The sequence below is a fragment of the Neisseria subflava genome, assembly GCF_024205705.1.
GTDB classification, from domain to species: Bacteria; Pseudomonadota; Gammaproteobacteria; order Burkholderiales; family Neisseriaceae; genus Neisseria; species Neisseria subflava_D.
On record NZ_CP073115.1, the window covers coordinates 343,715 to 366,460 of the forward strand.

At 49.9% G+C, this 22,746-nt stretch carries 16 protein-coding genes and 1 pseudogene; 5 read left to right on the forward strand and 12 right to left on the reverse strand.

The features are described from left to right. Positions 1–323: 323 nt before the first annotated feature. The 3 genes and pseudogenes from KCG54_RS01630 to KCG54_RS01640 all read right to left on the reverse strand — a co-directional run bounded on the left by KCG54_RS01630 (position 324) and on the right by KCG54_RS01640 (position 6,998). Positions 324–2,027, reverse strand: a complete 1,704-nt coding sequence (locus KCG54_RS01630) for an ABC transporter ATP-binding protein/permease (RefSeq protein ID WP_254324451.1) — start codon at positions 2,025–2,027, stop codon at positions 324–326. Between the two features lie 129 nt (positions 2,028–2,156). Then, positions 2,157–4,363: pseudogene (locus tag KCG54_RS01635) on the reverse strand (TonB-dependent siderophore receptor). A gap of 430 nt (positions 4,364–4,793) precedes the next feature. After that, complete coding sequence (locus KCG54_RS01640) at positions 4,794–6,998, reverse strand: TonB-dependent siderophore receptor (RefSeq protein ID WP_254324452.1); 2,205 nt, start codon at positions 6,996–6,998, stop codon at positions 4,794–4,796. Between the two features lie 321 nt (positions 6,999–7,319). On the opposite strand from KCG54_RS01640, the gene serB reads away from it, so the two are divergent. Beyond that, positions 7,320–8,150 carry a phosphoserine phosphatase SerB gene (serB, locus tag KCG54_RS01645; RefSeq protein ID WP_254324453.1) on the forward strand — a complete coding sequence of 277 codons (831 nt, stop codon included), beginning with the start codon at positions 7,320–7,322 and terminating at the stop codon, positions 8,148–8,150. Positions 8,151–8,219: 69 nt separating this feature from the next. On the opposite strand, the gene lpxH is transcribed toward serB, so the two are convergent. From lpxH to rpsT, 6 genes are all read right to left on the reverse strand, one after another. Beyond that, on the reverse strand, positions 8,220–8,930 hold the full coding sequence (gene lpxH, locus KCG54_RS01650) for a UDP-2,3-diacylglucosamine diphosphatase (protein WP_432761022.1): 711 nt from the start codon (positions 8,928–8,930) through the stop codon (positions 8,220–8,222). 153 nt (positions 8,931–9,083) lie between these two features. Further along, complete coding sequence (locus KCG54_RS01655) at positions 9,084–10,469, reverse strand: PIG-L deacetylase family protein (protein WP_254324455.1); 1,386 nt, start codon at positions 10,467–10,469, stop codon at positions 9,084–9,086. A 238-nt stretch (positions 10,470–10,707) separates the two neighbouring features. Then, the gene (gene aspS, locus KCG54_RS01660) at positions 10,708–12,516 is read right to left on the reverse strand and encodes an aspartate--tRNA ligase (RefSeq protein ID WP_150536867.1); all 1,809 of its coding nucleotides are present in this window, start codon (positions 12,514–12,516) and stop codon (positions 10,708–10,710) included. Positions 12,517–12,579: 63 nt separating this feature from the next. Continuing rightward, positions 12,580–13,281 (reverse strand): DUF502 domain-containing protein, encoded by a 702-nt coding sequence (locus tag KCG54_RS01665; RefSeq protein WP_254324456.1) that lies wholly within the window; start codon positions 13,279–13,281, stop codon positions 12,580–12,582. 151 nt (positions 13,282–13,432) lie between these two features. Next, entirely contained in the window at positions 13,433–14,572 is a 1,140-nt protein-coding gene (locus KCG54_RS01670) for a phospholipase A (RefSeq protein ID WP_254324457.1), read from the reverse strand. A 168-nt stretch (positions 14,573–14,740) separates the two neighbouring features. Then, positions 14,741–15,004, reverse strand: coding sequence for a 30S ribosomal protein S20 (gene rpsT, locus KCG54_RS01675; RefSeq protein WP_002212556.1), 264 nt, complete (start codon positions 15,002–15,004; stop codon positions 14,741–14,743). Positions 15,005–15,312: 308 nt separating this feature from the next. On the opposite strand from rpsT, the gene KCG54_RS01680 reads away from it, so the two are divergent. Continuing rightward, on the forward strand, positions 15,313–16,455 hold the full coding sequence (locus KCG54_RS01680) for an extracellular solute-binding protein (protein WP_254324458.1): 1,143 nt from the start codon (positions 15,313–15,315) through the stop codon (positions 16,453–16,455). Positions 16,456–16,529: 74 nt separating this feature from the next. Here the strand turns inward: KCG54_RS01680 and KCG54_RS01685 are convergent, their stop codons facing one another. Beyond that, on the reverse strand, positions 16,530–16,961 hold the full coding sequence (locus tag KCG54_RS01685; protein WP_003680126.1) for an EamA family transporter: 432 nt from the start codon (positions 16,959–16,961) through the stop codon (positions 16,530–16,532). Between the two features lie 178 nt (positions 16,962–17,139). Between KCG54_RS01685 and KCG54_RS01690 the strand changes: the two genes are divergently transcribed. Then, a complete protein-coding gene (locus tag KCG54_RS01690) occupies positions 17,140–18,816 on the forward strand; it encodes a formate--tetrahydrofolate ligase (protein ID WP_049332329.1) in 1,677 nt (558 codons plus the stop codon). Between the two features lie 65 nt (positions 18,817–18,881). Here the strand turns inward: KCG54_RS01690 and KCG54_RS01695 are convergent, their stop codons facing one another. Together KCG54_RS01695 and fba are read right to left on the reverse strand one after the other, a co-directional pair. Next, entirely contained in the window at positions 18,882–19,811 is a 930-nt protein-coding gene (locus KCG54_RS01695) for a glycosyltransferase family 2 protein (protein ID WP_254324459.1), read from the reverse strand. A gap of 128 nt (positions 19,812–19,939) precedes the next feature. Continuing rightward, positions 19,940–21,004, reverse strand: coding sequence for a class II fructose-bisphosphate aldolase (fba, locus tag KCG54_RS01700; RefSeq protein WP_003686828.1), 1,065 nt, complete (start codon positions 21,002–21,004; stop codon positions 19,940–19,942). Positions 21,005–21,154: 150 nt separating this feature from the next. On the opposite strand from fba, the gene KCG54_RS01705 reads away from it, so the two are divergent. Both KCG54_RS01705 and KCG54_RS01710 read left to right on the forward strand, forming a co-directional pair. Beyond that, entirely contained in the window at positions 21,155–21,583 is a 429-nt protein-coding gene (locus tag KCG54_RS01705) for an acyl-CoA thioesterase (RefSeq protein WP_070588022.1), read from the forward strand. 1 nt (position 21,584) lies between these two features. Then, entirely contained in the window at positions 21,585–22,481 is an 897-nt protein-coding gene (locus KCG54_RS01710; RefSeq protein WP_070625055.1) for a tyrosine recombinase XerC, read from the forward strand. Positions 22,482–22,746: the final 265 nt, after the last annotated feature.

A 22,746-nucleotide genomic window follows, 5' to 3' on the forward strand; every position in this document is an offset into this window, starting at 1 on the left:
GTCAGCGGTGCTTGTGCCAAGCTTTGCAATAGAGGGTTAAACAGGCCGTCTGAAATATGGGATTAACGATATTGGAGAGAGGATTTCAGACGGCCTGAGCGTTTGGAAAACGCAGTTTGCGGTTCGATTTGTCTGTTGATTTGTGGTGGGTGTTTCGTCTTTATCCTATCCATACGAACACAAAATAAAAATGTAAAAAAATGCCCCCGGGTTGGAGGACCGGAGGCAAGTATCCAAGGAATAGCTCTCATCAATAAGAACTAGTTACTTGGTACTATATTCCTTGTTAGAGTTGAAAGCAAGTACTTTGCACATTTTAACATTTAAATAATTTTTTCATTCAAATTCAGGGAACTATCAAACAGGGCTTGAATCTTGGGTTGGTGGCTGATGCCGATGACCAAAGTATCGGGCAAATGTTGCTTGAGGGTCTGCATCAACATCAGGGCGGATTCGCCATCAAGCTGGTTGGTGGCTTCATCTAGGAACAGGATTTGCGGTTTGTGCAGCAGTGCGCGTGCAAGGCTGAGGCGTTGTTGTTCGCCGCCGGAGAGGATGCCGTGCCATTCGTATGAAGTGTCCAAATCGTTCATCAACGTGTGCAGCCTACCCGTGGGGCTGCTTAAGCCGACTTGTTCCAAAACGGTTTGAATCAAATGGTCGTCTTGGCAGGCCGCATAGGGATAGCTGACAGTTTGACGCAATGTGTCCGCAGGCAGGTAAGGGCGTTGCGGGAAAAACAGGCGGCTGCCTTCAAGGGAAAAACTGCCGTGATAATATGGCCATAAACCGGCAAGCACGCGAAGCAGCGTGGATTTGCCGATGCCGCTTCGTCCTTCAAGCAATACCCATTCCGGAGAACGGGCTTGGAGGTGAATATCAGTAAGCAGGGGACTGCCGGTTTGGGTGTGGATGGTAAGGTTTTGCAGGACTGCCTTGCCGCGATGATACGGCAAATCTGTTTGGTGTGACTGAAGGGAGGGGCTTTTTTGTTCTGCTTGTTCCAAGGCCGTCTGAAAACCGGAAAGCCGTTCGATGACTGCCGCCCATTCAATCAGGCGGCGGTATGCATCGGTAAACCAGCCGAAACTGTCTTGGACGCGTGCAAATGATGTGCGGGTCTGCATCATGTCGCCGAAGGTCATGGTTTTGGCAAGGTACATGGGCAGGGTGGCGAGGATGGGGATGAAGATGCTGATGCGGACATAGGTTGCCCAGAAGGTTTCTTGGCGAAATTCGCAGTTGGTCAGCCGTCGCCAGTTGTAGCAGATGCGGAGGTAACGTTGTTTCAGACGGCCTGTTTCGGCTTCGCCGCCGTTGTAGAAGGCGATTTGTTCGGCATGGTCGCGTACGCGTAAAAGGGCTGCGCGGTAGTCGGCTTCGCGGTGCTGGCGGTCGATGTTGAGGTTTTTCAGTTTGCGGCCGACAAGATGGGCGATGACGGTGCTGAAGATGGAATAAATCAGGGCAACCCAAACAAGATAGCCGTAAACGGTAATGCTGTATCCGCCGATGTTGAAAGTCTGTACGCCGGAGAGCGTCCACAGTACGGCGACAAACGCGCTGAATTTGGCAATATTATTGATGAAGGAGCGAAAGAGGTTGATGCTTTTGTCGGCGAGGAGGTAGATGTCTTCGGCAATACGCTGGTCGGGGTTGTCCGGTTCGCCCGTCAGGCGCAGGCGGTAGTGTTTGTGGCCTTCGAGCCAGTTTTTTTGAAATTGCTCGGTCAGATGGGTGCGCCAACGGAAGATGAGGCGTTTTTGCAGCCAGTCGGCACAAACGATACAGCCGATAACCATCGCCATATAGCCGAGGTATTCGACAATGAGTAATGGCATGGATGCGCCGTCAAACGCGGCCAGCGCGTCATAGAAGCGTTTGTCCCATGCGGCAATCCAAACGCTGATGGTGATGGAGAATAGGGTAAACCCTATTAAAACGGCGAGCATCAGCCATTGGAGGCGGCCGTGCGCCCCCGACCAAAAAGGGCGGGCAAGGTAAAAGAATTTTTTGAGTGTTTTCATAATGCTTGTGAATGCGTGCGAATGGCCGTCTGAAAGTGAAATTGTACTTTCAGACGGCCTTTTTATCAGCAATAGTTGGTTTATATGCTTTTGAAGAGTGGGGGTAATCCACTCTCGGTTTGCCGCTACTTACATCTTCCACTTCAGGCTGAACACGGCATTGCGCGGTTCGCCGTAGAAGTTGCCGCTGTTGGCGGCACGGCTGTATTGGTTTTCGTAGTAGCGTTTGTCGGTCAGGTTGTTGACTGCCAGCCCAGTTGCAGGTTTTTGCTTGGGCGGTATTGGACGTTAGTGTTCCAAATGGTGTAGCCGCCTTGCTTGATGGAGCCGTAGGAATTGGCGGTTTTGCTGCTGCTCTTCAAGCCAAGACCGACCGTCCATTTGCCGTCATCCACCGGCAGGATATAGCTGGTGTAGAGGCGGAACATATGCTTCGGCGTATGGCTGCTGAAGTTGTAGCCTTTTTGGCGCGATTCAACATTGCCGGTAACGCTGCTGCGGTTGGTGCTGCGGTTGAAGGTGTAGCCTGCATAAACTTGCCAACGGTCGGTCAGGCTGCCGGAAATTTCGGCGTCCAAGCCGCGGCTACTTTGGTTGAGCGGTTCCCAATAGGGATGCGGCTTGGCATTGACGCGTTGGTTGTTGTTGTCTTTGTCGGTGCGGTAGAGGGCGACGGAAGTATTCAGACGGCCTTCGTTCCATTCGCCTTTCCAGCCGATTTCGTAGTTGCGACCCATAATCGGCGGCAGTAGGTTGTCGTTGTAGTCGCGGTTCATTGTTTGTTTGAAGATGGACGTATAGGCGGCGTAAATACTTTGTTTAGGCGTGATGTCGTAAGTGATGCCGGCATAAGGAACGAAGCGGTTGCGTTTGAGCGAGTCTGATGAACCTGCTACCCCGTCTTTGAGGTCGCGATCCCAATAGTAGCCGCGTTTCCAGCTGGTGTAGCGTCCGCCTGCGATGATGTGCAGTTTGTCGGTAGGATTGATGCGCGCGCCCAGACCGAAGGCATGGGTAGTATAACGGCCGTTGCCGCCACGGGCTTTGGCTGTAGCGGCATCCCAATCGGGTTTGGCTTTTTCGCTGCCGTTGAAGGCATCTGCGTCATAGGTACTGCTGTCGTTGAGCCAGCGGTTGCTTGAATTCACGTTCTCTTTGGAATAGCTGTGCATGAAGAAGAGGTCGTGATTTTGGCCGAAAGCGAAGATGCGGCCGGTCAGGTTGTTTTGGAAAGTGAACTGGTGGTTGCCTGCATCGTAACGGTCGAAGCTGTATGTGGTTCCTAGGCCGTCTGTACCGATGCCGTTACCTGTGCCGCCCAGCGTGTAATATTCTTTTGAACTGGTGTTCTTACGCCAGTCCAACTTGCTGCTCAGTTTCCAGTTGTCGTTGAAATAATGTTCAAATTCGGTAAAAAGATTGTATTTTTTCAGGCGGGCTTCGTTCCAATCCGCACCCAGATAGCGGCTGCGTTTCCACTCTTTGCCGTTTGCACGCATAGGTAGGCCGTCCGGATCGGGTGTTTCGGTTTGGTTGAGATAGCTTGCACCCCAAGTAAGTTTGCTGTTGTCGCCGATGTCTTTGTCCATTACGCCGTAAAGCAGGATGTCGCGGCCGCCGGATTGGTCTTTGAAAGTTTTGTTACTGCCAACCGAGCCGACAAAGCGTCCGCGCAGGCCGTGTTCTTGGCTTAAGGTGCCGGATGCATCAAAGACGCTGTTTACTTTGCCCCATGAGTTTGCCATCAAATCGGCGGAAAGCTGGCGTTTTGCAGTCGGCTTTTTGCGGACGGCGTTTACCGTGCCGCCGGGTTCGTTGTTTGCCTGTGTCAAACCTGCCGCACCGCGCACCACTTCAATGTGGTCGTACATTGCCATATCGGTTGCACTGGTTGGGTCGCCGGCCGGGCCGCCTAAGCCGAATCCGCCGGGTGAGCCAAGTTGCGTGGCAATGCCGTCTTCTTCAAACTGTTCGATAAAATAGCCGCGCGACATGAAATGCGTGCGTCCGCCGCTTTTGAAAACATTGATGCCCGTAGCGTTTTGCAACGCACCTTCTAAGTCGGTGATGCCTTGGTCTTCAATTTGTTTTTTAGTAATGACACTGACAGATTGAGGGATTTCCCGCGGAGAGAGGACCAGCCCTGTGGTTGAGCGCAGGGCGGATACTGTGTAGCTGTTTTGACTTTCAGTGCGCAGGCTTTTGTTTTTACCCACTACGGTAACTTGTTCTACTTCAGCCTGTTGTACCTCTTCGGCAGCTTGTGCGGCTTGGGGCAATGCGGCAAGGCAGAGAGCAAGTGTGCTCAGTTTGAATAGTTTCTCAGAATGATGCATTTGATGAGGTCCTTGATAAAGAAAAATCTGTTTGTTTTTAAATATTGGCGGCAATATCTGTTTAAATTGAGCAGTTATTTTTTATAATCCGTTTTGTTTTAAAAATTAAATTTAAATCTCCGAATCATTTTATTTGATTCAATTTCGATTTTGCCAAACCATCGGGTCAAAAAAAGGTTGCCGCCGGAAAGGGAGCCGTTGGCAACGAATGGAGGTGGTAATGCAATGAAAGCTAGATACAAAGGGTAGTATCAAACTAGCTATAAATAACTATATCGAAACGGTGAAAAAAATCAACAAGAATTTTTTTCGGTTGAGAAAATTTTTTAGACTGTTTGCTTTATATCAAGATTTAAAAAAAGGTTTGATTGGAAAAGGCCGTCTGAAAACGGAAAGAATCGGTTTCAGACGGCCTTTGAATCAAGTGGGATTAGAACTTGTAATCGACTTTGAACATGACGTTGCGCGGTTGGCCGTAAATATTGTTAATGCCCATTGTGCGAATACGGTGGTTTTCATAGTAGCGGCGGTTGCCCAAATTGCTGCCGATCAAACTGAGGTTGAGATTTTTGGTCGGTGTGTAATGAACATCGGCATTCCAAAGCAGGTAGCCGCCTTGGCCTACATTCCACAAACTGTTGGTTTTGCTTTGTACGGTCATGCCGCCGCCGATGGTCCATTTACGGTCGGTAAAGGGGAGGCGGTAGCTGGTGTACAGGCGGAACATATGTTTGGGCGTATGTTTGCTGAAGTTTGTGCCGATGGGGTAACGCGCCCCTTCACTTTCTTTATATTTGCTCATATTGAAAGCGTAGTTTGCCGATATTTTCCAATCTTCGGTGAGGTCGCCGGAGAGTTCGGCTTCAAAGCCGCGGCTTTGAACTTTGCCAATGGCCTGATATGCCCATTCGCCCATAGCGTTGCGTTTATCTAAATCATACGGACGGTTTTTTTGAATGATTTGGTAGAGGGCAAACGAGCTGTTGAGCCTGCCGTTGCCGAACCAGTCGGATTTGAAGCCGATTTCGGTATTGGTACCGGTAATCGGGTTCAGGAGGTTGTTGTCCATATCGCGGTTGGTCTGCGGTTTTTTGATTTGGGTGTAGTTGGCATAGATGCTGTGGTTTTTGTCGACATCGAATGTAATGCCCAAGTAAGGGACAAGGCTGGATTTTCGGTATTCGGACAGTTTGCCTGTTTTGCGGTTGTCGAAGTCGTATACCCAGTGTGTGTAACGCAATGCGCCCAAAATGTGGAGTTTGTGCCAAGGGGTAAAGAGAACGCCTGTCGATACGGCATGGTTGGTGATGGTACGTTCGGTATCGGTATAGTTGGCGTTGCCGCTTGTCCAATCGGTGCGCGCCACGCTCTTCCAGTCGTAATCGAAAATATTGTATTCGTTAGAAGTACGGGCTTTCCATAGGTTGTAGGAGCTGTTGTTTTCCCGTGAATAAGTGTAGTTGGCAAATGCCTGCTGTTCGTTGCCTAAGGCTTGGAATTTGCCGGATACGCCGGTTTGGAAGGCAAATTGTTTGCCGGTATTGTCGTATTTTTGGATGTTGTCGGTTGCACCGGTAAAAATACCGTTCTGTCCGATGCCGGCGAACCTGCCGCCTGTATTGGCTGCGGTGGCGAAGTTTTGGGCGGATGAAGAACGGTTGTAGTTGAGCTTGCTGCTCCATTTCCAATTGTCGTTGATTTGATGGTCGAATTCGGCAAAGACATTGCGTTTGTAAAAGCGGATTTGATTCCATTCCGCGCCCAGATAGGTATCTCTCGGAAGGTTAAGGTCAAAGCCATTGCCCATCGGTACGCCGTAAAAATCGGGTGTTTCTTCGGTGCGTTGGTACAGGCCGCCAAGTGTGGCTTTGCTGTTCTCGCCGATATCGGCCTCTAAAATCCCGTACAGCATTTGACCTTTGGTTGGGTTTTTGTCTTGGAAAGTTTTATTGCGTGTCAGGCTGGAAACCAAACGGCCGCGGACGCTGTGACTGCTGTTTAAACTGCCCGATACGTCGCCGATCAGGCTTGCTGCGCCGAAACGGTCGGCCATAAAACTTAAGGTTGCCTGCGTATTGGCGGTCGGACGTTTACGTACGGCATTGATTGTGCCGCCGGGTTCGCTGTTGGATTGGGTCAGGCCAGTCGGACCGCGGACAACTTCGATATGGTCGTAGATGGCCAGATTGCTCATGCTTTGAGGGTCGTTGTACGGGTTGCCGGACGAACCTGCAACGGTAGTGGATAAGCCGTCTTCTTCAATTTGATCGATGTAAAAGCCGCGCGACTGATAACGCCAACGGCCGGAATCGGGAATCACGTTGATGCCGGTTGTGGTTTTTAAGGCTTGTTCCATATTGGTCATGCCTTGGTTATCCAGCTGCGTTTTGGTAATCACGCTTACCGACTGCGGCGTTTCTTTCGGAGACAAGGCAAGCCCGGTGGTGGTGCGCATGGCAGAGGTGGTGTAAGAGTCGCGGTTTTCGGTGCGGGTGGAACGGTTTTTGCCGGTTACATTGACGGTTTGCAGCTCGGCAGTTTGTTCTGGCCGGGGTGTTGCAGTGTTTTCTGCTAAGGCTGCATAAGGCAGAGTGGCAATAATGAGTGCTAATGTTTTAAGGGCTGAGGCGTTCATGAACGTCTTTCTATAATTAAAATTTAATCGAACCAAAATAAGAATAATTATATTTTACGATAATTTTGTTGTTTTGTAATTTAAGAACAAGGTTTTGAGGTTTTTTAGCGGATTTATGTTGTTTCTATGGTTTTTGAAGGTGTTTTTAAAATTAAACTAGCTAAGGGAATCAAGCGACAGGCCGTCTGAAAATTTTCGGGGTGGTTCGGCTATAATGCTGTTTTGGTTTTTTACGGCCTTTGCAAAAATATGGTTTTGTTATTTTAAGCTGAATGTGTACCCGATATGTTTGCAAAGGTTTTGGGGTATGAGGAGAATGAGATGAAGAAAGTTTTGGTGTTGCAACATGGAGATTTGGGCGCTTGCGACTGGTCGGCGTTTGGCGGTTTGGTGTCTGCGTCATCAGGGAAGTCGGTATTGCGTGTGCCGGTTGATGATGATTTTGAATTGACGGACGAGATGCGGGCTGCGTTGATTGCGCAGCAGATAGATGGTGCGGTGTTGCCGGATGTGGCTTTTGCTGATTTGGGGCTGATTGTCAGCGATATGGATTCGACGCTGATTACGATTGAGTGTGTGGATGAGATTGCGGCCGGTGTTGGGCTGAAGGATGAGGTGGCGGCGATTACGGAGCAGTCGATGCGCGGCGAGCTGGACTTTGAGCAGTCTTTGCGTAAGCGTGTGGCTTTGCTGGCCGGTTTGGATGAGCGCGTGTTGGAAGAGGTGTACGAGAATGTGTTGCAGCTGTCGCCGGGCGCGGAATTTTTGTTGGAAGAGTGCAAACGGAATGATGTGAAGTTTATGCTGGTGTCGGGCGGGTTTACGTTCTTTACGGAACGCCTACAACGGCGTTTGGGCTTGGATTTCCATTTTGCGAATGTGTTGGAAGTGGAAAACGGCAAGCTGACAGGCCGTCTGAAAGGGCGGATTATCGATGCGCAGGCTAAGACGGATTTATTGCGTGAATACCGTGAGCGACTGGGTTTGGCTCCGTGGCAGGTGGTGGCGATGGGAGATGGTGCGAATGATATTCCGATGATATTGGAAGCTGGGTTCGGTATTGCTTATCGGGCGAAACCGAAAACCGAAGCGAATGCGGATGCGTGTGTGCGCTTTGGTGGTTTGGAGCGGATACGCGGTTGGTTTGCGTAAACTGTTTGAATGTTTGTCAGTCAGGCCGTCTGAACAATCGGGAAACCGGTTTTCAGACGGCCTGATGTTTTATAAGGCGATAAAACGGTAGCCCTCGGCATCGACTTCGAGAATGGAGGCGTAATTGTCGCGCCAGTCGCCGAGTACGATGCGGGTGTAATCGGCGTTGCGATGGATGTTTTCGCGGTGGGTATGGCCGTGGATGAGTAGGGGCGTGTGGAAGCGTTGGACGGTATCGTGGGTAAAGGTTGGATTGACGTCCATGATGTCGGCGGTTTTGTGTTGTTTGTCCTGTTTGCTCTGCTTACGGATTTTGGTGGCGATGTTCAGCCGGAGTGTGAGCGGCAGGAGCAGGAACAGGCGTTGCAGCCATTTTTGATGGACGGTACGGCGGAATTTTTGATAAGAATGGTCGTCGGTGCAGAGGGTGTCGCCGTGACAGAGTAGGGTGGGTGTGCCGAACAGGTCGATAACGGCGTACTCGGGCAGTAAGGTCATGCCGGTATCGCGGGCGAAGGTTTTGCCGATGAGGAAGTCGCGGTTGCCATGGATAAAATAGCAGGCGACGCCACGCTCGGTTAGGCTGCAGATGGTTTGTTTGATGGTTTGAACCAAAGGGCTGTTTTCGTCATCGCCGATCCAAAAGTCGAAAAGGTCGCCAAGAATGTATACGGCTTGGGCATGAACGGCTTTTTCTTGGATAAATTTTTGGAAGAGTGCGGTCAGTTGAGGATGGGATTCGCTCAGGTGCAAATCGGCGATGAAGTAAATCGGCATGATGATGTGGGACGTGTGGGAAGGGTTTTATTATAACTTGGGTTGTTGCGTTTGGATTTGAGCTTGGTGTTTTTCGTTTGTAATGCGGTGATTTTATTGTTTTGATTTGGTGTGATAAAGGCCGTCTGAAACATCTTTTCAGACGGCCTTTGTGGTTTATTGGGCTTTGCCCTGATAGGTGATTTGTTTCAGTGTCTCTTCTTGGTATAGGTCGCTGATAGGGACGGTATAGAAGAATTCGTTGCTGCGGACAAAGCGGTTGACCAAGTCTTTGTCGAGATGGAGGACGTGGTGTCGCAGTTTGTTTAAGCCTTTGAATATCATGGTGCTCCAACGCATATAGCCGTCTGAATTGGGGCGGATGTCGTTCATGGCATCAAGGGCGAGAAGTTTGCGGTTTTGCTCTTCTTTATCCAAAGGATGGGAATAGATGCTTTGGAAGTAAAACGGTTGCTCGGAGGGCGGCGGCAGGCTGAGGGAAGAACCTACTTTGCCGATAGGGAAGTCGTCGCTCAGATAATGTATGGTGTGCAAAAATAGATTACCGTGGCGGTAATCGATTTTGCGCAGGGCTTCGATGGCGGCCAGCGCAGTATGTTGGTGGTCGGGATGCGCATCAATATTGGGGGACGGCGTCACGATAATATCCGGCTGGAACGTTTCTATCAGATAGCCAAGGTTGTCTACCAAGCTGGTCCAAGTCGAGCCGGGCTTGAGGTGTTTCGCCAATGAGGAGGTGTTGGCACGGCGGAAAATGTCGACATCGGTCGTATCGATTTTGGTCGATTTAATCTCTTTTTCCGGATTTTGGCGCATGGCGGTCAATGTGCTGTCGAAGTAGCCCAGTTGCAGGATGTTTTCAGACGGCACACCGGCCAAAATGGGCACGGTCAGGCTGTTCCAAACGCGCATCCTGCCTTTTTGCAGATATTGTGCCTGAGTGTCGCAGTCGCATGTGCTGTAAAGATTGCCATAGTGGAAGCTGCCGCCTTCGCTGGCAGTTAAGGTGCAGATCATTGAATTGGCGGCGTGTTTTTCATACAAACCGTATGCACTTAATTCTGCATCGTCAGCATGGGGTGCAAGGACAAGGATTTTTTTGCCGTCGAGGTTTTCACGCGGATAAACAGAGAGTTCGATTTCTTGATCGGGCAAGGTTAGGTATTTGCCTTCCAGGCGGATGGTTTTGTCGCTGTCGGAGAAAGTATCGCTCAGATTGATATAGCGCACGCCTTTTGCGCCGTATTCGAAATATTGCTTCCACTTGCCTTTAGATGAAATGGTTTCAACAAAAGGCAATGCCAGCAATCCTACCCAAGTGGATTTGATACGGAGTTTGGCAATAACGGTATCTTGCCCGCTGATAGCAGCGGGTAAAGTCAGGCTGCCACCCTTGAGGGTAGCATGCGCGGTAGAGGGAAGGGAGGGATAGTTATAGTCTTGGTGTGTGTTGTAGGCAAACTGTTTTTTATGAATAATTGAAGTAATAATAAGCAATGTAACAAAAAAAGTCAGTATCAGCCCCGTTAGTATTAGAAACATTGTCAGGTTCCTTTATCGTATAACAGCTATGATATTGCTTGCGAAGTCTATTTGTTTGTTTTTCTTACAAACGGTTGTTTTTTGTACTCTAACGTCATTAAAGAAAACGTTTAAAATAAAACAGTTTGCGGGTTGATTATATATAAACGACCAAAATGTAGAAAGGCCGTCTGAAAAATTTGAAAGAAATTTCAAAAATTTCAGACGGCCTTGATATTTTAAAGGTTAAGCCGATAAATTACGCTTCTTTTGTTTCAACTGCTTTCTGACGCAGACGCAGGCTCAATTCGCGAAGTTGTTTGTCGTCGACCACATTAGGTGCATTGGTCAGCAGACATTGTGCACGTTGTGTTTTCGGGAAGGCAATCACGTCGCGGATAGATTCTGCACCGGTCATCAGGGTAACCAGACGGTCGAGGCCGAATGCAAGGCCGCCGTGAGGAGGCGCACCGAATTTCAGGTTGTCCAAGAGGAAGCCGAATTTCTCTTGTTGCTCTTCAGGGCTGATTTTCAGCGCAGCAAACACTTTCTCTTGTACGTCTGCACGGTGGATACGGATAGAGCCGCCGCCGATTTCCCAGCCGTTCAATACCATGTCGTAGGCACGAGCCAGGCAGTTTGCAGGGTCGGAAACCATCAGGTCTTCATGACCTTCTTTAGGCGCGGTAAACGGATGATGTACGGCTACGTAGCGGTCGGCTTCTTCGTCGTATTCGAACATTGGGAAATCGACAACCCACAAAGGTTTCCATTCGTCTACGAAGTAGCCGTTGTCTTTACCGTGTTCCAAGCCGACTTTAATACGCAATGCGCCGATGGCTTCGTTCACAACTTTGGTTTTGTCTGCGCCGAAGAAGATGATGTCGCCGTTTTGCGCACCGGTACGCTCGATGATTTCTTTCAGGGCGTTTTCAGACAGGAATTTGACGATTGGAGATTGCAGGCCGCTGTCTTCGCCGTTGGAAAGGTTGCTCACATCGTTTACTTTGATGTATGCCAAACCTTTCGCGCCGTAGATGCCGACAAATTTAGTGTATTCGTCGATTTCTTTGCGGCTGAATTTTGCGCCGTTAGGCACGCGCAGAGCAACCACACGGCCGCCTTTCATGTCGGCTGCGCCACGGAAGACTTTAAATTCTTCCGTTTTCATCAGGTCGGTCAACTCGGTAAATTTCAAGTTGATGCGCATATCCGGTTTGTCAGAGCCGTAGTAGAACATGGCTTCAGAGTAAGGCATGCGTGGGAAGTCGCCCAAATCTACGTTCAAAGCATCTTTGAAGACTTGTTTGGCCATGCCTTCAGTGATGTCCATGATTTCATCCTCGTTCAAGAACGAGGTTTCCAAGTCGATTTGGGTAAATTCAGGTTGACGGTCGGCACGCAAATCTTCGTCACGGAAACATTTGGTGATTTGGTAGTAACGGTCGAAACCGGCAACCATCAACAGTTGTTTAAACAATTGTGGAGATTGCGGCAGAGCGAAGAATTCGCCTGGATGAACGCGGCTTGGTACGAGGTAGTCGCGCGCGCCTTCCGGGGTGGAGCGGGTCAGCATCGGCGTTTCGATGTCGATGAAGCCTTGCGCGTCCAAGTAGCGGCGAACGCCCATGGCCACTTGGTAACGCAGACGCAGGTTGCGTTGCATGGTAGGACGGCGCAAGTCAATAACGCGGTTGGTCAGGCGAACGTTTTCGCTGATGTTTTCATCGTCGATTTGGAACGGAGGCGTAGCAGCAGCGTTCAAGACTTCGATTTCTTTGGCAAGGATTTCGATTTTGCCGGAAATCATTTTGTCGTTGGTTGTACCTTCAGGACGGTTGCGTACGCGGCCGGTAATGCTCAAAACGTATTCGTTGCGGGAAGAGTCGGCAGCGGCAAATGCTTCCGGAGTGTCAGGGTCGATAACGACTTGAACGATGCCTTCGCGGTCGCGCAGGTCGATAAAAATCACACCGCCGTGGTCGCGTCGGCGGTGTACCCAGCCTTTGACGGTAACGGTTTGGTCTAAGTATTGCTCGCTGATAAGGCCGCAATAGTTGGTACGCATAAAATCACCTTTTTATATTGTTCAATTTGAAAAGAAGGAAAGGCCGTCTGAAAAAAGAAGACCTTAATTGTTATGTTCGGTATCACCGTCTTCTGATGGCTTTTGGGCTGGCAGGGCTTTAACCGGTAAGTCGTCCGGCATGACCATGCCCAGCGAAATTACATATTTCAATGCCTGATCCACGCTCATGTCCAGCTCGCGAACGTCGCTTTTTTTAACCATGATGTAATAGCCGCCGGTCGGGTTGGGCGTGGTTGGGACGTAAACGGAAATATAGTCGTCGTCTTGCGGCAGGCTGCCTTTGAGTTTGTCGGGGATATGGCCGGAAACAAAGGCTATCGTCCAAATGCCCGGTTGCGGAAAGGGAACCAGTACGGGGGTTTTGAACGAGCGGCTGCTGTCGGAGAGCAGGGATTCGGAAACTTTTTTAACGCTGGAGTAGATGGATTTGACGACGGGAATCCGACCCAAAAGGCTGTCCCATGCGCCGAGAATCCGTCTGCCCAATACGTTGGCGGCGAATACACCGGTAACGAACAAGACGACTGTGGCGGCGACGATGCCCAAGCCGGGAATGTTGAACCCCCAGAAATGCTGGGGCTGCCAGCTTTCCGGTAATAGGTTGATCAGTCTGTCGGCGGCGGAGATGATGTAGCTCATCGCCCAGATGGTTACGGCAATCGGCAACCAAACCAGCACGCCTGTAATCAAGTATTTCTTTAAAGCCTTGGCGATTTTTCCGCTTTCGGCTGCGGCTTCTGTCATCTTTGTTTCATTCCGGCAAGTTTTGCCCAAACTTTGCATTATACGCGTTTGGACGCTAGGAAACGAGTATTTTAAACGAATGGCTGTTTTGTTTTATTGTTTCAGACGGCCGCCTTGGTTGCAAAGGCCGTCTGAAACAATATGGGGTCATTTAGATGCCGTCCCAGTCGTTGAACATCAGGCCGAAGCCGATGCCGTTTTGTTTGTGGTTGTAGTCAATCAGACTTTCGCCGTAGCCGTGGAAGCCGCGGACAACGCCTTTGAGTTTACCTTTGATGGGGAAAGTATAGGCCGCTTCAACGGCGCCGCGTCCGCTTTTCGGATTGTAACGCAGGACGGAATAAACATTTTGTTTGTCATTGAAGCGGTATTGGACTTTCAAGTCGCCGTAGCCCATGTATTTGTTGATGTCCGGATTGTCATCGTCATCTCCTTTTTGGTCGAAGGCGCGCATCCAAACCCTAGGAATGACGGTCAGCTTGCCCCATTCCATGCCGGCCATGGCGTAAACCCGGTTCCATGAGCGTGATTCGGGGCGGCTTTGACCGTTGGATTGGTGAACAAAACCTGCGCCAACCATACGCAGTTTGCCGCCGAAAGGCAGGCCTGCTTTAACGGGTTGGGTAATGAAGATTTCAGGCTCGTAGTCAGTGTTGCGGAACGGAGCGGATTTGCGGCCTTGGTTGAAGATTTGCCAGTCGGATTTTTGGGTATAGCCAAACCATACGTCGGCACGGGTTTTGAATAAATCTTCGGCAATCTTGCTTTTGAAGGAAACCTGCATTTTGGTTTCGAGGCGTTTCTGTTCGCTGAATTTTTCCTGCGTGGTTACGCCGCGACTGGGGGATTCCGGGTAGTAGTTGGGGCTGCTGTTGTACCAAACGGGCATGAGGTACATAGGATTATGCTCGCGTACGCTCAACAGGCCGCGCGTGTCGTTTTTATCCAAATCGTACATCAGGCTTAAGGGGGTGTAGCTGTCGGCAGTTTCGCTTAATACGTCGTCTGAAATATTCGGATGGGTAGGGTTGTCGAATACGATGGCCGCTTCTTTTTTCTCAATGCTCTTGCGGACGCTTTGTTCGAGGTCAACCGGTGTTTTGGCGGTTTCGGTTTGCGCTTGCGGCAGTGGGGATTGAGGAGGGAGTTGCGCCGAGTAGATGTTGTCATAACACGCCAAACGGGTGGCGTTGTCTTGAATGGTGGTGCAGTGTAGGGCGGTATCGGCGGCGGCCAGCGGGGCGGCGGCAATGAATCCGATACTTAGGAAATGTTTCAACATCTTGTTCATGAGAGTTTCCGTTGTTTTTCAGACGGCCTGATGAAAGGGGAAATGGTTTTATTCAGTCGGTTTGGGCTGTGAATACGGCAATGCCCCTGAAAGGCAAGGCCTCAGGGGCATCGTATCAGCTCGATTATCCTGCTTTGGTTGTCAGGATTTCCGGCATCTGCGTCAGTATTAAGCCAAAGCTTTTACTTTAGCAGACAGACGGCTTTTATGACGGGCTGCTTTGTTTTTGTGGAATACGCCTTTGTCAGCGATGCGGTCGATGACTTTAACGGATTCTTGGTAAACTGCTTGAGCAGCAGCTTTGTCGCCGGCTTCAACTGCTTTCAACACTTTTTTCACAGCGGTACGGAATGCAGTACGCAGGCTGGCGTTGTGGGCGCGTTGTTTAACCGACTGGCGAGCACGTTTGCGGGCTTGTGCGCTGTTTGCCATATTGAATATCTCCTGAAAAATAAATTCTGTAAACGCGCAATTTTAAAGACAGATTTCCTTGTATGCAAGCTTTTTCTCTATAAACGCGCGCAAATCAGCCGTATTTTGCCCAAAAACGACAGCCGGTGCAACGCTTTTGGTAAAAAGATGGTGTTGCTTTGCCTTATTTCAATAAAAATCAGATGGATATTGCTTTGCGTTTGCTTACGTTTCCATTACAATAGCCTAACTCTGCGCCGGGGTGTTTATGGGGGGCAGGGTTTCTTATTTATTGACATTAACCACTCTTTCATCAGGAATCTGCCCGTATGAAAAAATCCGTATTAGCCGTATTGGCCGCATTGTCTTTGGCCGCGTGCGGCGGTGGCGAGAAAAAAGCCGAGCAACCTCAAGCAGGCAGCGCGCCTGCTGCCAATGCCGAGGCAGCCGCTACCGATACTTTGAATATCTACAACTGGTCAAACTACGTTGACGAAAGTACAGTCGAAGACTTCAAAAAAGCCAACAATTTGAAGCTGACTTACGATTTGTATGAAAACAACGAAACGCTGGAAGCCAAAATGCTGACCGGCAAATCCGGCTATGACTTGGTTGTGCCCGGTATTGCCTTCCTGCCACGTCAAATTGAGGCAGGTGCATACCAAAAAATCAATAAGGATCTGATTCCGAACTACAAAAACATCGACCCTGAATTGCTGAAGATGTTGGAAACCGCCGACCCGGGTAATCAATACGCCGTTCCATACTTCTCAGGTGTGAATACGATTGCGATTACGGCGAAGGGCAAGGAGCTTTTGGGCGGAAAATTGCCTGAAAACGGCTGGGATTTGCTGTTCAAACCTGAATACACCAACAAGCTGAAATCTTGCGGCATCGCTTTGTGGGATACCCCGAGCGAAATGTTCCCAATCTTGTTGAACTACTTGGGTAAAGATCCTAAAGGCTCGAATCCTGAAGATTTGAAAGCGGCGGCGGAAGTGTTGAAGTCTATCCGTCCTGACGTGAAACGTTTCAGCCCTTCCATCATTGACGAATTGGCGCGCGGCGATATCTGCTTGGCGGCAGGTAATGGCGGCGACTTGAACTTGGCCAAAGCGCGTTCTGAAGAAGTGAAAAACAATGTCGGCGTCGAAGTGTTGACGCCGAAAGGTATGGGTTTCTGGATTGAATCTTGGTTGATTCCGGCCGATGCGAAAAACATCGTTAATGCCCACAAATACATCAACTACACGCTTGATCCCGAAGTGGCTGCGAAAAACGGTATCGCCGTAACCTTCGCACCGGCCAGCAAACCTGCACGAGAAAAAATGCCTGCCGAGCTGGTGAGCACACGTTCTATTTTCCCAAACGAGCAAGACATGAAAGACGGTTTCGTCATGCCTCAAATGAGCGCAGATGCGAAAAAACTGTCTGTCAACTTGTGGCAAAAAATCAAAGTCGGTTCAAATTAATATTGAGCTGATTGTTTGAAGCAAAGCAAAGGCCGTCTGAAATTTTTCAGACGGCCTTTTTGATCTTCCAATCTTTATCGTTTCAAAGCCAAAGTCAATACGCCTGCGGTTACCAAGCCTAAGCCTATCCACTCCTGCGTACTTGGGCGTTCGTCTAAGAAAACAACGGCCATCAGGGCGACCAAGACCAGGCTGAATTTGTCGACGGGCGCGACTTGTGAGGCGTTGCCCAGTTGCAGGGCTTTGAAGTAGGCAAGCCAAGATGCGCCGGTAGCGAGGCCGGATAGGATGAGGAATGTCCAGTTGCGGCCGGTAAAGCCGTTCACACCCTGCCATTTGCCGGTGTAGGTTAAAAACAATACCAAAGCGGCGAGGATGACCAAGGTGCGGATAAAGGTGGCAAAATCTGAATCTATGCCCTGTAAACCCATTTTGGCGAAAATGGCGGTCAATGAGGCGAAGCCTGCCGATGCCAATGCCCAAAACAGCCATGCGTTGCTGCTCATGTTTTCTTCCTTTGTTTCAAATTGTTGACAATATGAATCCGCTTGTTGATGAAATATCGAAATTTTCACTGCGGTTTGTCTTTGGAAAACGCTATAATAGAACGAATATTCTTTTTCTTCCAGCCGTCTTTATTGTATTGTTTCAGACGGCCTTTCCCTCTCTCAATAAAGGAAAATCATGAGCTTCAAAACCGATGCTGAAATTGCCCAGTCTTCCACCATGCGCCCGATTGGTGAAATTGCCGCCAAGCTGGGTTTGAACGTTGACAACATCGAGCCCTATGGTCATTACAAAGCCAAAATCAATCCTGCCGAAGCGTTTAAACTGCCGCAAAAACAAGGCCGTCTGATTTTGGTTACCGCCATCAACCCGACTCCGGCGGGCGAAGGCAAAACCACCGTAACCATCGGTTTGGCGGATGCATTGCGCCATATCGGCAAAGACTCGGTTATCGCCCTGCGTGAGCCTTCTTTGGGGCCTGTGTTCGGCGTCAAAGGCGGCGCGGCGGGCGGCGGCTATGCCCAAGTTCTGCCGATGGAAGACATTAATCTGCACTTCACCGGCGACTTCCACGCCATCGGCGCGGCGAATAATTTGCTCGCCGCCATGCTCGACAACCACATCTACCAAGGCAACGAATTGAACATCGACCCTAAACGCGTCCTGTGGCGGCGCGTGGTCGATATGAACGACCGCCAGTTGCGCAACATCATCGACGGCATGGGTAAACCTGTTGACGGCGTGATGCGTCCTGACGGTTTCGACATTACCGTTGCTTCCGAAGTGATGGCGGTATTCTGTCTTGCCAAAGACATCAGCGATTTGAAAGAGCGTTTGGGTAACATCCTTGTCGCTTACGCTAAAGACGGCAGCCCTGTTTACGCCAAAGATTTGAAAGCAAATGGCGCGATGGCGGCATTGCTCAAAGATGCGATTAAGCCTAACTTGGTACAAACCATCGAAGGCACGCCGGCCTTTGTACACGGCGGCCCATTCGCCAACATCGCCCACGGCTGTAACTCCGTTACCGCCACCCGACTGGCGAAACACCTTGCCGATTACGCCGTTACCGAAGCAGGCTTCGGTGCGGATTTGGGCGCAGAAAAATTCTGCGACATCAAATGCCGTCTGGCTGATTTGAAACCTGATGCGGCTGTCGTCGTCGCCACTGTCCGCGCGTTGAAATACAACGGTGGCGTAGAACGTGCCAACCTCGGCGAAGAAAACCTCGACGCTTTGGCAAAAGGTCTGCCTAATCTCTTGAAACACATTTCCAACCTGAAAAACGTATTCGGCCTGCCTGTGGTGGTTGCTATCAACCGCTTTGTGTCCGACTCAGATGCCGAGTTGGCCATGATTGAAAAAGCCTGCGCGGAACACGGCGTTGAAGTTTCCCTGACCGAAGTATGGGGCAAAGGCGGCGCGGGTGGTGCAGACTTGGCGCACAAAGTCGTCAACGCCATCGAAAATCAACCGAATAACTTTGGCTTCGCCTACGATGTCGAATTGAGCATTAAAGACAAAATCCGTGCGATTGCCCAAAAAGTGTACGGCGCGGAAGATGTTGATTTCAGCGCGGAAGCGTCTGCCGAAATCGCTTCACTGGAAAAACTGGGTTTGGACAAAATGCCGATCTGCATGGCGAAAACCCAATACTCTTTGAGCGACAACGCCAAACTGTTGGGCTGCCCCGAAGGCTTCCGTATTACCGTGCGCGGTATCACTGTTTCCGCAGGCGCAGGTTTCATCGTTGCGTTGTGCGGCAATATGATGAAAATGCCGGGTCTGCCGAAAGTTCCGGCTGCTGAGAAAATTGATGTGGACGCAGAAGGCGTGATCCACGGCTTGTTCTAATTTAGATTGCTCTTGAAATAGATAAAGGCCGTCTGAAACCGAGGTTTCAGACGGCCTTTTATGATTTAAGTGAATTTCAACCGGCTTTTTAAGAAATTGAAGAAATTGTCTATCATGTCGAACATGGTATTGCGGTCTTCGCCAAACAATGAAATGCTGCGGTCTTTGCTGATTCTGTCATAAGCGGCAAAAATGGTTTTCAGCTCTTCAGTGGTCAAGCGCAGTTGCTTTTCGTACAAGATGCGGCTTAAGAGCGTTACTTCCGTCGCGTTCAAATCAGGGAAGAGATGACTGATCCACAACTCCATGGTGTATTGGACGGATCTGTTGATTTTGTCTCTTTTTTTGCTTTCTTGAGTTGTGTGTATCCTGTATGACAACAAAGGCTCGGGCAGGTTGGCAAAGGTTTTGCCATGTAGGGCGCATTGTACCCACATATGGAAATCGGGCGCGGTTTCTGTCGCGGTGTAGTTTATCCCGAGGTTTTTAATGCTGTCGTGCCGCCACATGGTGGTGGGGTTGAACATGTTTTGGGCGGCAAAGGAGAGAAAGGCTTTAATGTCTTTGTCGAGCAGGGGAAGGTCGCTTAAAACGGGTTCTCTTCCGGTTTGATCATCGAAAAAGATGGTGGCTTGGCTGCCGACAATATCGATTTCGGGATGGCTGTCTAAAAACTGAATCTGTTTTTCAAAACGATCCAATGCGCAAATATCGTCCGCGTCCATTCGTGCCACATATTCGACCTTTACGTCTTTGAGCATATCCATGGCAAATTGGCAGGCAAACGGCTCGCCCCTGTTTTCCGGAAGGTGGAAAACCTGCAAACGTGAATCTTTGGCTGCGTAAGCCTCGAGGATTTCGCCGGTTTTATCTGTTGAAGCATCGTTGATGGCGATGACGAAAAAGTCGCGGAATGTTTGATTCAATACCGAATCCAAACATTCAGGCAAATAAGCTTCGGCGCAATAGGCCGGCAAAATAACGGCGAGTTTCATGTTTGCTTTCGATGTGTTTTGATGTGTGGTCGGTGGAAGATTTTACTATAAATTTCCCAAAAGCTAAGGCCGTCTGAAACTTTATTGCCAAGTTTTCAGACGGCCTTAGTGTTAATCCGATATACGGATTATTTAACGATTTGGTTCAATTCGCCTTTGGCGTATTTGGTTGCCATTTTTTCCAAAGAAATCGGTTTGATTTTGTCGGCTTGGCCTTCGCAACCGAATGCGAGGTAGCGGTCAAGACAGATTTGTTTCATGGCTTCGACGGTTTTGCTCAAGTATTTGCGCGGGTCGAATTCGGATGGGTTTTCTGCCATGAAGCGGCGGATGGCACCGGTAGAGGCGAGGCGCAAGTCGGTATCGATGTTGACTTTGCGCACGCCGTGTTTGATGCCTTCGACGATTTCTTCTACAGGTACGCCGTAGGTTTCACCAATTTTGCCGCCGTGTTCGTTGATGACTTTCAGCCATTCTTGCGGAACGGAGCTGGAACCGTGCATCACGATGTGGGTGTTGGGCAGGGCTTGGTGGATTTCTTTGATGCGGTCGATACGCAATACGTCGCCTGTGGGCGGACGGGTGAATTTGTATGCACCGTGGCTGGTACCGACGGCAATAGCCAATGCGTCAACGCCGGTATCTTTAACGAAACGTACGGCATCTTCGACGCTGGTCAGCATTTGGTCGTGGGAAAGTTTGCCCACTGCGCCGACGCCGTCTTCTTCGCCGGCTTCTCCGGTTTCGAGGTTGCCCAATACGCCGATTTCGCCTTCGACGGACACGCCGCAAGCGTGGGAGAAGTTAACGACGGTACGGGTGGCGTTGACGTTGTATTCGTAAGAAGAAGGGGTTTTGCCGTCTTCCATCAGCGAGCCGTCCATCATCACAGAGGAGAAGCCCAGTTGGATGGAGCGTTGGCACACATCAGGAGATGCGCCGTGGTCTTGGTGCATTACGACAGGGATGTGCGGGAATTCTTCAACTGCGGCCAAAATCAGATGGCGCAGGAATGGGGCACCTGCGTATTTGCGTGCGCCTGCGGATGCTTGAACGATAACGGGGGCGTTGACTTGGTCGGCCGCCTCCATGATGGCGCGCATCTGTTCGAGGTTGTTAACGTTGAATGCGGGCAGACCGTAGCTGTTTTCGGCAGCATGGTCCAATAATTGGCGCATGGATACGAGTGCCATGAGAAGCTCCTGAAGTAGTGAAGGGTAAATTTATCCGATAAATTATAATGTTTTTTGAAATGAAAAACTACAAGCTGCTACATTGTTTTTATATATTAACGAACAGGGTCTCGGTTTATAATGGCGTGGTATTGAAAACGGGTGTGCAAAATGGATAGGATTTCGGTGGCCAAGTGTGATAAGCCTTTGTTTCAGACGGCCTTGACGGTGCAGGTGGGCGATGTGAACTATGGCGGCCATTTGGCGAACGATGCTGTGTTGCGTTTGTGCCATGAAGTGCGGATGCGTTGGTTGGCGAAGCTGGGTTGGAGCGAAATGGATGCTGGAGGGGCAGGCCTGATTATGGCGGATGCGGCGGTGCAGTATTTGGCGCAAGGTCATCATGGCGATGAGCTGTCGGTAGAAATGGGGGCGGCAGGCATGGCCGGTGTGGGCTTTTCTTTGTTGTACCGTATCCGCAGGATTTCAGACGGCCTTGTGCTGGCGAAAGTACAGACAGGCATGGTGTGTTTTGATTATGGCAAACAACGCGTCTGCCGTCTGCCTTCGGCCTTGAAAGCAGCATTGGAGGCCGTCTGAAATGGCGGAATCAAATAATTTTGCGCTTCATCTTGAACGCTATCTGAAAACCTTGCTGCAACAAGGCAAGTCGGAGCATACCGTTTCCGCTTATCGGCGCGATTTGAGTGAATTGATGCGCCTATTGCCCGATAATCTGGAAAACGGTCTGCCGACGCGCCGTGATTTTGTGGCGGTATTGAAAAAGCTGTCGCAAAAGGGCTTGAGCGAAAGCAGCTTGGCGCGGAAATTGTCGGTATGGCGGCAGTATTGCAGTTGGCTGGTGCAGATAGAAGTCATGGAAAGCGATCCGACATTTAATATGAAAGCGCCGCGCCTGCCCGAACGCTTGCCTAAAGCACTACCGCAAGAACCTTTAAACCATATCCTTGACCATGCGCCTGTTGATGACGAATTGGACGTGCGCGATAAGGCCATGTTTGAATTGATGTATGGTAGCGGTTTGCGCCTGAGCGAGATACAAGGTTTGAATCTGGACGGTATCGTTTTGGACGAAGGCTGGGTCAGTGTGAAGGGTAAAGGCGGCAAGCAGCGGCAAGTGCCTTTGGTGGGCAAGAGCATTGCGGCATTGCGTGATTATTTGGCAGTGCGTATTGCCAAAGAGGGCGAGCAGGCCTTGTTTACTAATAAGAACGGCGGCAGGCTGGGGCAACGTCAAATTCAAAAACGCCTGCAGGCGTGGGCAGTGCGCGTGGGCAGCGCCAGCCATATCTCGCCGCACATGATGCGCCACAGCTATGCAACCCATCTTTTGCAGGCATCGGGCGATATCCGCGCCGTACAGGAATTGTTGGGCCACAGCAACCTTTCCGCTACGCAAGTTTATACAAAGCTGGATTTCGACCATTTGGCGCGCGTTTATGATGAGGCGCACCCAAGGGCGAAACGGAAAAAATAATTTTGTTTGAATCAGGCCGTCTGAAAGAATGTTTTCAGACGGCCTGATGTTTTATTGATGGTAAAAATGTAGATGATTTGAAACCATTTGAGTTTTTATCGGTCTGATGAGGTTTAAATATTCGCCTGATGTGCGGATGGCATAAAGATTGTAAGAGTCGATGGCTTTTTTAATACCGTTTATCTTTTCAGATGGCCGCTTGTTTGATAATATTAGTAATGAGAGCTAATATCATATTATGATATACAGCCTTTAAAACAGCAGG

Bases quoted from the DNA above. Each gene is read 5' to 3' on its own strand.
- KCG54_RS01630 (WP_254324451.1), bottom strand. From the start codon at position 2,027: ATGAAAACACTCAAAAAATTCTTTTACCTTGCCCGCCCTTTTTGGTCG.
- KCG54_RS01640 (WP_254324452.1), bottom strand. From the start codon at position 6,998: ATGAACGCCTCAGCCCTTAAAACATTAGCACTCATTATTGCCACTCTG.
- serB (WP_254324453.1), top strand. From the start codon at position 7,320: ATGAAGAAAGTTTTGGTGTTGCAACATGGAGATTTGGGCGCTTGCGAC.
- KCG54_RS01655 (WP_254324455.1), bottom strand. From the start codon at position 10,469: ATGTTTCTAATACTAACGGGGCTGATACTGACTTTTTTTGTTACATTG.
- aspS (WP_150536867.1), bottom strand. From the start codon at position 12,516: ATGCGTACCAACTATTGCGGCCTTATCAGCGAGCAATACTTAGACCAA.
- KCG54_RS01665 (WP_254324456.1), bottom strand. From the start codon at position 13,281: ATGACAGAAGCCGCAGCCGAAAGCGGAAAAATCGCCAAGGCTTTAAAG.
- KCG54_RS01670 (WP_254324457.1), bottom strand. From the start codon at position 14,572: ATGAACAAGATGTTGAAACATTTCCTAAGTATCGGATTCATTGCCGCC.
- rpsT (WP_002212556.1), bottom strand. From the start codon at position 15,004: ATGGCAAACAGCGCACAAGCCCGCAAACGTGCTCGCCAGTCGGTTAAA.
- KCG54_RS01680 (WP_254324458.1), top strand. From the start codon at position 15,313: ATGAAAAAATCCGTATTAGCCGTATTGGCCGCATTGTCTTTGGCCGCG.
- KCG54_RS01685 (WP_003680126.1), bottom strand. From the start codon at position 16,961: ATGAGCAGCAACGCATGGCTGTTTTGGGCATTGGCATCGGCAGGCTTC.
- KCG54_RS01690 (WP_049332329.1), top strand. From the start codon at position 17,140: ATGAGCTTCAAAACCGATGCTGAAATTGCCCAGTCTTCCACCATGCGC.
- KCG54_RS01695 (WP_254324459.1), bottom strand. From the start codon at position 19,811: ATGAAACTCGCCGTTATTTTGCCGGCCTATTGCGCCGAAGCTTATTTG.
- fba (WP_003686828.1), bottom strand. From the start codon at position 21,004: ATGGCACTCGTATCCATGCGCCAATTATTGGACCATGCTGCCGAAAAC.
- KCG54_RS01705 (WP_070588022.1), top strand. From the start codon at position 21,155: ATGGATAGGATTTCGGTGGCCAAGTGTGATAAGCCTTTGTTTCAGACG.
- KCG54_RS01710 (WP_070625055.1), top strand. From the start codon at position 21,585: ATGGCGGAATCAAATAATTTTGCGCTTCATCTTGAACGCTATCTGAAA.